8 protein-coding genes are annotated in these 13,540 nt (G+C 51.7%); 3 read left to right on the top strand and 5 right to left on the bottom strand.

The genetic code is table 11. The annotated features are described in order from the left end of the window. Window positions 1-209, bottom strand: a 209-nt coding sequence (locus tag HNP33_RS02005; RefSeq protein ID WP_184704696.1) for a transposase, incomplete at its 3' end; no start/stop codon positions are given. Between the two features lie 442 nt (window positions 210-651). On the opposite strand from HNP33_RS02005, the gene HNP33_RS02000 reads away from it, so the two are divergent. Continuing rightward, a complete protein-coding gene (locus HNP33_RS02000; protein ID WP_184704695.1) occupies window positions 652-8,079 on the top strand; it encodes an RHS repeat-associated core domain-containing protein in 7,428 nt (2,475 codons plus the stop codon). Between the two features lie 740 nt (window positions 8,080-8,819). Here HNP33_RS02000 and HNP33_RS01995 read toward each other — a convergent pair. The 3 genes from HNP33_RS01995 to HNP33_RS01985 form a co-directional block, all read right to left on the bottom strand. Further along, on the bottom strand, window positions 8,820-9,104 hold the full coding sequence (locus tag HNP33_RS01995) for a transposase (RefSeq protein WP_184704693.1): 285 nt from the start codon (window positions 9,102-9,104) through the stop codon (window positions 8,820-8,822). Between the two features lie 66 nt (window positions 9,105-9,170). Continuing rightward, window positions 9,171-9,368 carry an antitoxin Xre/MbcA/ParS toxin-binding domain-containing protein gene (locus HNP33_RS21165; RefSeq protein WP_184704691.1) on the bottom strand — a complete coding sequence of 66 codons (198 nt, stop codon included), beginning with the start codon at window positions 9,366-9,368 and terminating at the stop codon, window positions 9,171-9,173. A gap of 127 nt (window positions 9,369-9,495) precedes the next feature. After that, window positions 9,496-9,957 (bottom strand): hypothetical protein, encoded by a 462-nt coding sequence (locus HNP33_RS01985; RefSeq protein ID WP_184704689.1) that lies wholly within the window; start codon window positions 9,955-9,957, stop codon window positions 9,496-9,498. Window positions 9,958-10,202: 245 nt separating this feature from the next. On the opposite strand from HNP33_RS01985, the gene HNP33_RS01980 reads away from it, so the two are divergent. Next, window positions 10,203-10,415, top strand: a complete 213-nt coding sequence (locus tag HNP33_RS01980) for a helix-turn-helix transcriptional regulator (RefSeq protein ID WP_325064897.1) — start codon at window positions 10,203-10,205, stop codon at window positions 10,413-10,415. 22 nt (window positions 10,416-10,437) lie between these two features. Next, complete coding sequence (locus HNP33_RS01975) at window positions 10,438-11,640, top strand: hypothetical protein (RefSeq protein ID WP_233464216.1); 1,203 nt, start codon at window positions 10,438-10,440, stop codon at window positions 11,638-11,640. A gap of 526 nt (window positions 11,641-12,166) precedes the next feature. Here HNP33_RS01975 and HNP33_RS01970 read toward each other — a convergent pair. Beyond that, on the bottom strand, window positions 12,167-13,501 hold the full coding sequence (locus HNP33_RS01970) for a hypothetical protein (protein ID WP_184704685.1): 1,335 nt from the start codon (window positions 13,499-13,501) through the stop codon (window positions 12,167-12,169). Between the last annotated feature and the right edge of the window lie 39 nt (window positions 13,502-13,540).

Genomic DNA, 13,540 nt, shown 5'->3' with positions numbered 1-13,540 from the left:
AGGCCAAACAAGCATTTGATGGTCAGGCAAAACTGGATGGAGGCATCAGAGAACGTCTGGTTGCGCCCACGCTTGCCGCTCGCAGGAGCCAGCCACTGCATGTCTTTATCCAGCCAGATGCTCAAGTCGCCTCTAGCCTTCAGTGCTGCGTTGTACGCCTTCCAGTTTGTGGTGCGGTACTTGCGCCGACCCCAGTTCGTCTCACTCATCATCCGAGCCTACTACCGCTGCGGCCCGGATTTGTGCAACAAAGCCCTTTACAACGACTGCTGCTGTTTATGGTCGCATCGCAACTATCCTACTCTCTGCTGCGCCGGAGTGGGAGCAAGGTCTAGGCCTGCTTGGTGCCACGGTATTTTGGTGTGCGGGAGCTGGCGTATCGCGCAAGCTCTATCTACAGCCCTGGAACATATTAAAACGTTCAGGGCCATGCAGGCGAGCAAGCGAATGTCCGGAGTTGAAATCACTTCTTCGTCCTAGACCACCAAAACCGGCCAAAAGCCCTTGGCCATTGATCGACCTGTGGTGTCAAAGCCGCTACCTCTGGCAACCACCTTTGACAAAAACTTTACCTTATGAAATAGTTTCCAGCAATTAATTAACAAATCCAAGGTGTCTTCAGCTATCGCTGTGACATGAGGGGACAGATATATGCGCGCAAGAAAGGCCAGCCCAATTCGTGTTTTCCTCGATTGGGCGGTGCAGAAGACTAGCCAATCTATCAGCTTGTGGGCATTGCAGTTCCTGGCAATTGCCATTGCGATCTATGCATGCTTTCCCTCCCCTACGTTCGCACAAGCAACCGGAAGCCAGCGCTACACCTTGTATATCGATACGGATGGTGGCGCAAATAGCGGCACTACCGGCTGCTCTGCCACGGTTCAAGATGCCTCGGGCTCCCAAAGCCTCTCCGGTATCGACTACCAGGTCCATATCGACACCACCCAGGACACTACGGGCGCAACCGTTAACGCAGTTACCCTTGCCACCTGCAGCAACAATGCCTGGGGCAGCCCCGCTCCGGTAGAGTCCGGCGCCCGCAAGCTCGCCAGCACAACAGCTGCGGGAAAAATCACCGAGCACATTGAAGCGGCCATTCCCATGGCGCAACTGGGCGTCAAGCCAGGCCAGTACCTGACGCTCAACGTGGGTGCCTCGGGCGATTACCTCATCAGTCCGGTTAGTGGGCAGGGGAATGGCTCCATCGGTCTTACGGTACCAAACCCTCAAACCAGCAGCGCCACGCCAGTGCCACTGATGAGCGCAGCACTCATTGCTGCACTTGCCGCCGCCATGGCTGTGGCTGGATGGTGGGGCATCAAAACAGGCCGTATTAAAGGCAACGCCGTTGTGGCGATCTGCACCATCGTGCTGGCATCTTCTGCCTTGGTCACCGGCGTTGTCAGTGCGGCCAATGCACTCTCCAAACTCAGCATCCACGACACCAGCATTGCGGACTGGGCCGGTATATCGGCACTCGCCACTGACCCCGAAGGTGACAATGTTCTCAACACCCCGGATCTGATGGCCCTCTACGGCGCGATCAGCGATGGACAGCTCTTCATCCGAATTGACGCCAATGCAGGGCGCACCGATGGAGGACCTGTTGACCCCGTAAATCCCGATCCCCTGGGGCTCAAAAATCCCACATTGAGTGTTACCCATGCTCAGCAACTGGAAGTCGCAAAGCCGTGGAGTTTGCAGGTCGAAGCCAAAGATGCCGATGGCAAGCCGCTATCCGTCTCGGTGGTTCGCAGTTCTAAAACCCCTGGTGCTTTGACCGCTTCAGGCGGCAACCCAGCACAGTTGAATTGGACGCCTACATCCGTAGATGTTGGCGAACACCTGATCACATTGTCGGCTACCGACGGTCAAGGGCGTACCACCACCCAAAGCCTGCTGCTCTCGGTGACCAACCCAGCGGACATTCCTGCAGACCCTTCCAAAGAGGCGACAACGCTGCAACTGGGAACCCCGTTCGCACAATCGAGCGAATTTCTCTACAAAGGCCCCAATCCGACGCAAAAAGACATTGACCCTACAGTTATTTCTCCGGAAAAGGCGATCGTCTTGCGTGGCAAAGTCACAGACCGCAATGGCAACCCGCTCCCCGGTGTAACGGTGAGCGTTTGGGGTCATCCAGAATTTGGGCACACCCAAACGCGAAGCGACGGCTGGTTCGACATGGCGGCCAATGGACTGGGCATGATGGTGCTGGAATACAGCAAGCCCGGTTACATGAAAGCACAACGCAAGCTCGACACCAACTGGAGAGACTTCAACATTGCAGAAGAAGTAGCGCTGATTACTTTGGATAGCCGTGCCACTGCCATTGCTCTTGGCAGCGAGCAGTGGCAAGTAGGAATGGGCTCCACCACAAACGACATGCGTGGGCAGCGGACAGCATTGGCCCTTTTCCCACCCAACACCCAGGCCCAACTCAAACTGGCAGATGGAAGCGCGCAGCCATTGCCGCAACTGACTTTCCGGGCCACGGAATACACCATGGGCGAAACAGGCCCCAATGCCATGCCTGGCATGCTGCCTATCTCGGTGGGCTACACCTATGCGGTGGAGCTGTCTTCTGATGAAGCCATTGCTGCCGGCGCCAAGTCTGTGCAATTGAGCCAGCCCATACCGCTTTACCTGGAGAATTTTCTGGAATTCCCCATCGGAGAAACGGTTCCCTTGGGATGGTACGACTACGATCAGGCAACCTGGATTGGCTCCGAAAACGGCCGTGTCATCAGCATTTTGAGTATTGATGCAGGCAAAGCCACAGTTCAGGTAAGCAAAGAAGCCCGCCCAGCCACACCTGCTGAATTGAGTAGCTTGGGGCTCTCCGATCAGGAGCTGGCTGTGCTTGGACAAATCTATCCCGCAGGCAAGAAACTCTGGCGCACGCGAATCAGCCACTTTACGCCCTGGGACCTGAATCAGCCCTATGGCCCCCCCAACGATGCAGACGGCCCGCCCGAGCCTCCTGCTGATCCAGACGACGATACCTGCAAGTCTGGCCAGGATTGCTGCGCCAAGGCTGGTTGCGACATCTTCCAGGACCGCTCGCTCGGGCAAGGAATCGCCATTCCAGGCTCACCTTTCAACCTGTATTACGACAGTCGCAAAACCTCTGCTGCCAGCTATCGCGTGCCACTGCTTAAAAAAGACAAACCTGTGCCAGCGAGCCTGAAAAAGATCAAGGTCCGCGCCGATATTGCGGGCCAACGGTTGGAGCACACGGCTTACGGTCCCTTCCAGGAAGGCGCATTCTGGGATTTCGAATGGAACGGAAAAGATGCCTATGGCCGCTTCATGCCGCAAGGCGCAAAGGCGCAAATTGGTGTGCAGCATGTATACCCCTTGGTCTACTACGCATCAGGCGCAGGTGCAGGTTCGGCGTTTTCTGCGCTCTCTTCCCGCGCAGGTGGTGGTGTTGGCATGTCACGAGACTCTGGCAACACAGAGTTTTACGCCACGATGAGCTGGACCACATTTCTCAAAAACGACAGCCCCGACGTATTTGTCAGCAATGCTGGCGGCTGGGTTTTGACCGGATTGAAGTACTACGACAAATCGAATGGACGTCTTTACACCGGAGGGCAGCAGCCAGAAATTGCCAAGGTCAGCCTTCAGGATTTTGCAAAAGTAGCAAAACTAGAAAATCTCCAACCTGGGAATTATTTCTCTAAATTCATTGCCTCAAAAAGTGGTGGGTTCTATGGCATTGCTTCCAGTAATGGTGCAAATAATGATAATTTAATTTATAAAATTTCTACTAGTGGATCGTATGAGCTCATCGCAGGTATCGAAAATCAAATGGGCTATTCCGGTGACGGGGGCCTGGCTAAGAACGCACTTTTTAATCGTGTAAGGAATATTGTTGAGGGAATTGATGGCTCCATCTATCTTGCTGATCAAGATGGAACTGTGGTGAGAGTTATAGAGACATCTGGAACTGTTAGAACACTTAACATTAAGTATGCCACTTCAGGAAAGTTAGATATTCAAAAATTTGCAATCGATGCAGATAACAATATCTTTTATACAGATGTTAATTTAAAATTAAATCAGATAGCTTCGAATGGTGAACGTTCTAATTTGAATATTCAGGATCTTGGTTATATCTATGATGTGAAAAATGATAACCGTGGCGGTATCTGGATATTCTCAAATTCAAACGCTTATAAAATATCCTATATAAGCCCTGGTGGATCCATCAAACTGATGGCAGGTGGCGGTACTGGAGTGGACGATGGGCTTGGGGTTGGTCTGGAGATTAATTTTTCTGAGTCTATGGTTCCAGATAATGAAGGGGGTTTGTATTTTTATGACAATAAAAGAGGCTATTACCGCTACATAAATAGCTCCGGGGTGGTGGGCACCACTGGCATTAAAGATAAATTCTTCCTCAATTCGGCCAAAGAGCTCTGGCGAATTGATAACTATATTTATAAGCAAGCAGGAAAGTTGCCGGGCTATGCCAATGGCGACTCTTATGTTCTGCGCGATGACGGGCTGTTTGCCGATGTCTTTGACTTGAATGGCAAGATAAAGTCCACGGTCAATGCTTTCTCAGGTGCATCCATCATTGAATATGGCTATAACGGAGACCATATTGGGTCGGTAAAAACCGCCGATGGTGATACTGCGCTGATCAACCGCGATGGAGCAGGACGGATCACTTCCATCCGAGGCTTTGATGACCAAGCCACTACGTTTTCTTATGATGCCATGGGCATGTTGTCCAAGGTCAGCCTTCCTGGTGGGGGCGTGCACCAAATGGCATATGGAACTGATTTGGTGAGCCAGAAACGGCTGGCATCTTATACAGACCCGAATGGCCATACGGATAAATTCGGCTGGTCTGACGGTCGTCTTGCCTGGAATAAGGATGCGGCAGGAGGTGGTTGGTCGTTAGGAACCGCCGAGGAGAATTTTGCCGGGCAAAAGAGGAAATTCAACATCCTGACAAGTACTGAAGGCCGTGTATTCAAATACAGCCAACCGCTTCAGCAATACTATAGCTCAGAAAAGATCATCATCAATCCTGATGGATTGACGAAAAAATGGACGTCATCACCGTATTATTCTAATAATTTCTCGACCACGTATGAGAACGGTCTGCGACACAGCTTGAGTGATTACTCTTCAAGAGGATATGGTGCAGATGGATACAATTCCTCGTCCAACACCAAAGATGAGTATATTTATTTCACAGGCAGTTTTGATTCTATATACAATAGAGTTAATGTGTCTAGCAATGTTGGATCTGGGGTATGGAGTGCTTCATGGAATGAGAATGGGATATCAAGCAAGATAGATTATAGGAATGGTTATTTGGAGCTCACAGGGCCGTTGGGAGAGAAGGCCTACGCCTCTGTCGATGACCAAATGCGGCCAACATCCGTTACGCCAACGGATGGTGCAAGTGTTTCTATTGAGCGAGATGGCAAGGGACGGCCAACACGAATTCAAAGTGATGGCTATTCGTCAGTGCAAGACCAGACTCCTGTGTCTTCCACCCGTTTTGCGCAAATGGCCTACCACGCCACTGGCAACGGCAAAGGGCAGCTTGCGAGCATCACCAATGCATTGGGACAAGAGAGCAAGTTTGAATACGATGCCAAAGGCCAATTGACCAATTCCGCTGGGCCTGATGGCAGATCGGTTGAATACCGTTATGACCCGGTAGGCAACATGACCAGCCTGCGCACCCCTGCAGGCGTCGAGCATCGCTTTTCTTGGAACGCTATCAATAACCCTGCAAGCTACGACATCGCATCGAAGGCCACGACTTGGACCTACAACCTTGATCGGGAGTTGACGAAAATCACTCGCCCCGGAGGCCAGTCCATTGCCATCACCTACGACCTGGGTGGACGGCCATCTAGCATTCAGCATGGGCAGGGAACCACCAACATCACCTACGACAATGTTGGAGCACCCACATCCATCGCGCTTGGAAACAACAAGATCGCTATTGACTACACCAACGTCATCCCAAGTGGAACGCGTTGGTCCGGAGACATCAGCGGAAGTGTTCAGAGAACCCTGAACAGAAGCATTCTTGCAACCAAGATCGACATCACGGCGGGCTCATCTGCCTACTCACTGCCCTTTGAATACGACGCGCTTAAAAGGGCCTCCAAGTTTGGAGACCTGAGCATTGGCAGAAAAGCCGACGGCAGACTGAGTACCACTTCGTTCAAAAAATACGCGTCCACATACCACTACAACAGCTTCATGGAAGTGGGCCGGACATCGCATGTCGCACCTGGCTCGATTTTTATACCCAACAAGCAGGCGGACTTGGTCGCCCTTGCATCCAAGGCCAGCTTGTTGACTGCCGCGGTGTTGCCTGAAGTCATCAAGCAAGACAACTGTAGTTCCTCTGGTTGGTGGGACACCACGGACGGTATCCGCTGGGTTCCTGATGACAAGTACCTAGATGCTGATACCCGGAGTCAATACCTGACCCAATACGGCAGTCCCGTCACGCGAGAGCCTAACTATTGTGTGGAGCTGGTTAGGAATGAGCTAGAAAGCATCGAGGTATGGATTGCTCAAGATGGAGCATCGTTGGCTGGAATTCAACAAGCCCTCAGCAGCTTGGAGGGAAGGCTCAAAGGCGGCCCTTGCCTGATCACTGGGTGGGATTATCTGCCCTGTACCAGCTTCGTCAGCCCGGCAATACAGGTGATTTTTGATGAAATGAATGCATTGCTCAACGCAATGCTTGCAAATACATCCACCTATGGTTTTGCTGCCCAGTTTGACTATGAGCGCGACGACATTGGCCGCATCACTGCACAAAAGGAACAGCTCATAGGTGTGCAAAGCACCTACCAATACAGCTACGATAACTCTGGACGCCTTGTCTCTTACACCAAGGATGGTACGCAGACCACATGGTCGTTCGATGCCAATGGCAACCGCACCCATGAAAACGGTACCCCCATTGCCACCTATGACACAGAAGACCGACTGCTTACCTGGAAGGGCAACACCTACCAGTACAACGATGCTGGAGACCTGCTCTCTAAAACCACAGCAGCGGGCAAAACAGACTATGTGTATGACAGCTTGGGCAACCTGCGCAGCGTCAAGCTTGCAGACAACACCAGCATCGAGTACATCATTGATCCAGCGAATCGCCGCATAGGCAAACGAAAGAATGGAGTGCTGCAGTATGGCCTGCTGCACCTGGACAGCCTGCGGCCCATTGCCCAATTGGATGCAGCAGGGGCCATCAAGAGCGTCTTTCTGTATGGCGACAACCTCAACTCGCCATCGGGCATGCAGCGTGATGGAAAGCAGTACAAGTTCATCTCTGATCACCTGGGCAGCGTGCGGCTGGTGATTGATACACAGACAGGAGAAGTCAAACAGCGCCTGGACTACGACGCATGGGGCAATGTGACGGAAGACACCAACCCCAACTTCCAGCCCTTTGGGTTTGCTGGGGGGCTGTACGACCCTGATACGGGCCTGACGCGATTCGGGGCTCGGGATTACGATGCAGAGACGGGGAGATGGACTGCGAAGGATCCGATCCTATTCTATGGGGGAGATTCAAACTTATATGGATATGCACTTAACAATCCAATTCATTTCGTTGATCCAACTGGTGAATTTGGAATACCTGGCGCAATAGCTGGTGGCATTGTTGGTGCCATCAGTGGTGCCGTTGGCGCATCTATCAATGGAGGAAATGTGCTAACAGGTGCGTTAATTGGAGGTCTTGGCGGAGCAGTGGTGGGCGGGTTGGGACCATTGATTGGCCCAAGCCTAGCTGGCCAGGCATTCAGCCGGGCGCTTAGTGGTGCGCTTGGTAATGTTTTGGGTCAGAGTCAGAAAATAGGCTCTGAGAATTTTTGTGGATTCAATATTGGATCTATTATTGGTAGTTCAGTTGGCGGTGCGCTGTCTGCAATATTAGCTCCTGCAACTTATGGTGTGAGTTTCTCTTCTTTTGGCTCGACAATTAACCAAATAATACCTCGTGCAATATCAGGAATTCCTGGGGCATCAGTGAGTTTTACTGGGTCAATGGTTGGCACTCAAGCAGGTAAGAAATAATGCGTAATACTATTGTGGTGGGGCGCGGGAAAAAGCACTTTATTTTGTCGCTTGTTGGGGGGGTGGTATTTTTATATTTGTTGTATAGTTTTTTTTCCTTTCCTTCGAAAGGCAAATTTGATGCAACATGTATTATACTGGCAGTTTCTGGTTTTTTAATGTTGATATTTAGTTTAATCCATGCATTCTTGGCATATCTCATGATTTTTAGATATAACCCTTTGGTGAGAAATTCTGAGAATAATAGGGTGCTAAAGGTATTGAGTTATGAGGATGAGCCTAAAAAGTTATTTGTTGTCAGGTGCTCGGGTCGAACGATAATCGTCAGTGAAATATGAAATTTATTTCAAATGTACGATCTAATAATTACTCGCGGTTTTGTTGCAAAAATTCAGCTGTCCGTTGCGATAGGCTCACTTGATAAGTCAGAAGCGAGTTTGGCTCGTTGAAGAGGTCAATGGTCTAGTCAGTATTATTTCCCACACTGTTAACGACTGCGAATTTAGGTGCTTCAGCGGCTCCGGTGCCATGCCTCAATGATCACTTCGGGTATTGATGACGCTGCTGGTATTTTGGTTTGGTTTATTCCTTATTTCATGGGGGATACTGAGCAGATGATAGGCGACGGGTAACTGGTCAATATTGAATTGGAGCCCACCCAGGAATTAGGGGTTTATTTCTGCGTGGAAATCAATATATAAAAGCAACTATCGGCTAAGAAGCAATGTGACTAGAAGTATTTATTTTATTTGAATTTGCTTTGCAAAATACGTTGCGGCCTTTTTTAAAATGTCGCGCTCTTCGGTCACCCGCTTCAGTTCCTTTTTCAGGTAACGCAGTTCTGCGCTTTGTGAGAGCTGCGACTCCTCTTTCCCGAGAACCGTTCTTTGCACTTTGAGCCACTGGTAAAGGCTGTGCTGGCTGACCCCAAAATGATCTGAGACATCAGCCACAGTGCGGCCGTATTCGTTGATCTGTTTAATTGCTTCACTCTTGAATTCTTCTGAATATCGCTGCTTACTCATGATCGGTTCTATTAGGCATCTGGGTCTGGCGTCAGAGATCGTTCATCTGCCGCTCATGGCCGCCACTCAAGCAAATGCACCAACAGCCATGCGCTTGAGTAATGTTTCAACCTGAGCAAGACCCTCTTCAGTCAGCATGAGATCCGCCGGCTTTGCCATGTTCAAAGATGGCTGAGGCCTGTTCAGCCATTCATCCAGCCACTGCACCGCGTCGAATTGCGCTGCTTGTTCTGGATCTCCATATGTGGTGACAAGTTCGTGCACTACTTCAAATAGTCGTTCTCGTGCTGAGTCCATCCTGGCTGCACCTTTCTGGCATGGCACGAGCACATGCGAAGCCAGCACAGGAGTGCTGAATGTAGGGAGCGGTTAGTCCTCTGATTCGAAGTGATCAGAAGCTGCTCTTGTCATTGTTGCGCTTTTGCTGACGCTGGGACTGCAAGCCATCCCGCCAAGCCTTGGAGAAGCCACTGCTCATGTACCTCACTTGCATCTCGAAGCTCAGGTGGGGAGCGTCGAGTTCAATGATGGAATCAGGCGCAGAGAACTTCGCAAAGTTGTTGCCAACAAAGGGACGCTCCTTCTTGACCATCTTGTATTTGCCAGCCAAGACATCGAATATCTCATCGAATCGATGGTTCTGCATGGTCATCACCACAGCCGTCAATTTCTCATCAGGCGTGAAGATATAGAGCACTGAATTCAGCCCTTGGATTTCATAGCTGCTGCCTGGTACCTCCAGCGTTGGGCCTTCACTCCAGGTGTTGGTGCCGCCGTTTTTTACAGCACCGGAAGCAGCCGCCTGCTTGCGAACCTGCTCTAGCGTCGAGACACCAATTTCTACACCCAGCACTTTGAGGCCTGCGTGTGCAGGGAGTGCCAGGCTGCTCAAAACGAATGCAATGAAGAAGGAAAGCAGCGACAGCCACTTTTGAAACGGGGATGAGAAAGTGCGCATATCTCGATTGCCGGTGAATGAAAGATGACGGATGATCAGCTATTCCAACTATAGTTGGAAGACTGAATGGTAGCGGCTTGATTCAATTTCTCCAACTATTGTTGGAGTTTTGATTGGATCTGCCTCGGGCATTTGGAGATGTGTTGCGCATGTACCGCAAACAGGCGGGCATGACACAAGAACAGCTGGGATTTGAGGCTGGGGTGGAACGCAACTATGTATCCATGCTGGAGCTGGGGCAGCGGCAACCGACAGTAGGAACGCTCTTTAGTCTGGCCAAGGCACTGCAAGTGCGTCCATCTGTTCTGGTGGCCCTGTTGGAGGAGCGATTAGAAGAGTCTTCTGGCCCCTAGCGGGCAGGATAAGGATCAAGGCATGCGTCTGTTCGCTGTAGAGGGTGTAGTGGGGCAGATTCGGGCAGGCTGGTTGTCACCAAAGAAGTGGCTTCAGCCTCTACGCTGGATGACAGCCGTTGGCATGCTGCTTGTCTGCGGTGGTGCTTTTGCATATCAGATTGCTCCTTTAGGCTCGGCCTTTGAATCCGATTTGACCAATGAGAGTGACGCGACGCTTGCGAAGACTGCCGAGCTACTCGGAGTGCTGATCAAGGGCAGAGTGCACGAGGAGATCACGCAACTGGGCAAGGGATGCACGACGAAGGCTGCAGATTTGCTTTCTAACCGTCGTTGCGCTGAAAGAGACCCGCCGTTCGCATCTGTCTATGTCATCTATGGCGTGCGCTGGAACGACCTGCCTCCGTTCAAGCTATCTGAAGGCGAAGGCAATTGCACATACTTGAACAAATCATGTGTCGTGGGTCAGACCATCCGGTTCTCTACCCAGCCGCTGTGCTGGTACTGCCTGTTCAAGGACGCTGAGAAGAAAGCACAGACCAAGAAGATTGTTGGGTGTGGCAAGGACAAGGACTCGATCCATGGAAACCTGATGACCCGTTCCCATTTTGGAGATCTACAGTTCCTGCATGCGATGTCCGGCACAGAAGGGGTGCATCCAGGTGCAACGCGCGCGCAGGTGCTGGACTGGCTGGAATTTGCCTGGAAAGTATCTTCAGGGGAGATCAAAGCGGACACTTTCCTGCGCGACATCCCCATTGCCACCATCCAAGAGCACTTTGGGTGTTCGGGGTGGCGGGTGGTTGACCTGTACATCCTAGGCTATCAGGATACGCTCAGGAGGTATCTGCGTGAGATTGCCTTTGGGTCGGTGTTGCACACCGTACAGGACTCTTTTGCGGGTGCGCACGCCACGCGGGATCCAGTCGCGCCCGGAGGCACATGCGACGGTGCACCCTACGATCGTCCTCGCCGTGTGCAGGAGTTCCATACCTATGGCGCTCAGGATGGGGGACTGCATGATTCTCAGGATAGCCGGGATGCGATGACCCGGGTGAGTGCCGCTGATCGCTGGCCCGATGCTGTGGAGGCAAGTCGCAACCTGTTCCAGTATCACGATGAGGGTGCCCGTTGGAGCGAGGTCGAGCCCTATATGCATTGCCTTTTTGAACTGGCAGATGAGCGCAAGGATTCGTCACCCGGGGATGCGTACAGGCGGCATTGATAGTTGCTCGAAAGACCAGGCCTGCACTTGGCCTGACGCCTCTTATAGGTGTTTTGAGTGTTGCCGCCGACAGGATTCAGGAAGGAAACTGGCCTAGGCCAGACTGTATCAACCCTGATCAGGATGCACGCATGAGTTAGAGCGCACCGATGCAAGCCTAAGTGCTGCCACAGGAAGGCTTGGGCCCAAAAAGGCGAAAGCCAGATCAACGGATCTGGCTTTCAATTCGCATTCGGGAAAACGTATTCGCCCGGTGCTTACAAATCGGAGGCAGATCGCAAGACTGATAGTCCGTGATCCATTGGATCGATGGGCATCTCCGTTGCCCAAAGGGTTAGCCGCTGCCTAACCGTCCCACTATTTGCTCTTTACAAGCTGACCATGGGGAGTGCTACGCGGACCTCTTCATATGTTTAGAGAGCGGGGAGGTTCAAGCACGCTCAAGGCGAATGGTAACCGAAATGTCCATGGACATAAAGCTTGCAAGGCATGAAGAGCACTGTAGGGGTGATTTTTATGGCCTGTCTTATGCGCTTTGGCGCCGAAAGCGCCGGACGAAATACTGGCGGCAACCGTCTACGGTGGGCCCAGTCACAATCTCGTAACCATTCTTGCGGGCCCAGACAGGAGCTTGCTTTGCAGGAATATTGGCAGCTGCTGCCAGTGACCTCAAGCTGATGAAGCTCTCTTGAAAACGCTCAATCTCGTTGCGAAGGAAATATTGCGGTGCCCGTGATTTACGTTGCTTTTCCACAGGAGTGAGAAATCCATTGAAGACCAGAGATTTGATCACTTCGGGTTTGACATGAAGAAGCTTTGCTGCACTTGAGATGTCGAGCTTTAGAGCGGCTGCAAAGTTTGTCTTCCGGAGGGAGGTGAGCCATTCGAGCACCTGGGTTGTGCAGACCTGCAATTGATCTCCCAATGCCTGCGAGTCCCGCTCCGAACTACATGAAAGACTAATTTCCCGGTTCTTGATCGCCCGTACAAAATCAGCAGTCAATGAACGCGATACAAGGTATTTGAAGGCGGAGTTCAGCGATGTTGGTTGTTCCGGCTGCATGTTATCTGCTGTGCCCAGGGCGAGCATGCGCTCCTCAAATGCCTGAATCGATTTTAGGCTGACACCACGATCGAGTGGGGCTACCTCCTTCATGGCAAGTAATGCACGAACGCGCGCAGGGTGCAGCCCTAGCATTCGTGTGGCATGTTTGATCGACACCGCATCCGCTAGCTGCGCTGCAATCCGTTCCTCAATAACAGGAGCTATCACGTGTCTTTGCCGCCCGTCTGGTGTCACTCGCACTACGCCCTGCGCCGCCAGGCGTTTAAGACGGTCAACGGATATTTGGTGCTTACTGGCGATCGATTTTGCGTTGGTTGTGCATCTGACCTTCCTGGAAAGGAGAGCGTTGTCCTGTACTTGGGTACTGGTGATGTAGGCGAGGAACTCGCCCTCAATCTTCGATCGCCAGCCAGTGTCCCGTATGGCTCGGATTCTTTTGGCGAATGCCGGAAACGCACCGCTTGCCAGTGCAACAGACGTTCCACCCTTGACAACGCGGATGTGCGCAAGAAGAGTGTGAAATCCTAGTGGCCAGTGTGCAACGGCATGTGAGCCCAACTCCATGAACTCTGCAATTTCTTGGATACGTCTAGAGCTTGCGCGTTTGCCTGGCTTGCCTTGTAAGCCATACTTGCCAATGACCCCAGCCAGATCAAAATGTCGGAATTGACCTTTTCCGAGTACAGGGTGTTCCATACCAAGCAGCTCACAGGTCCATTCGAGTGTCTTTGATATGCATTGCCGCATTTGCATGCCAGAAACCGGCAGGTCACAAAACTGAACGGTTTGAGGCATGTATTGCAGGTGTCGCTGAGCCAACGCCGATGCTTGCGG

The sequence above is a fragment of the Comamonas odontotermitis genome (assembly GCF_014207855.1).
Classification (GTDB): Bacteria; Pseudomonadota; Gammaproteobacteria; order Burkholderiales; family Burkholderiaceae_C; genus Comamonas; species Comamonas odontotermitis_A.
The sequence above is the reverse complement of the archived record's forward strand: the minus strand, read 5'-3'. Positions and strand labels throughout refer to the sequence as shown.

What these genes read in the sequence shown, in the direction of transcription:
- HNP33_RS02000 (WP_184704695.1), top strand. Translation starts at nt 652, where the DNA reads ATGCGCGCAAGAAAGGCCAGCCCAATTCGTGTTTTCCTCGATTGGGCG.
- HNP33_RS01995 (WP_184704693.1), bottom strand. Translation starts at nt 9,104, where the DNA reads ATGAGTAAGCAGCGATATTCAGAAGAATTCAAGAGTGAAGCAATTAAA.
- HNP33_RS01975 (WP_233464216.1), top strand. Translation starts at nt 10,438, where the DNA reads ATGCGTCTGTTCGCTGTAGAGGGTGTAGTGGGGCAGATTCGGGCAGGC.
- HNP33_RS01970 (WP_184704685.1), bottom strand. Translation starts at nt 13,501, where the DNA reads ATGCCTCAAACCGTTCAGTTTTGTGACCTGCCGGTTTCTGGCATGCAA.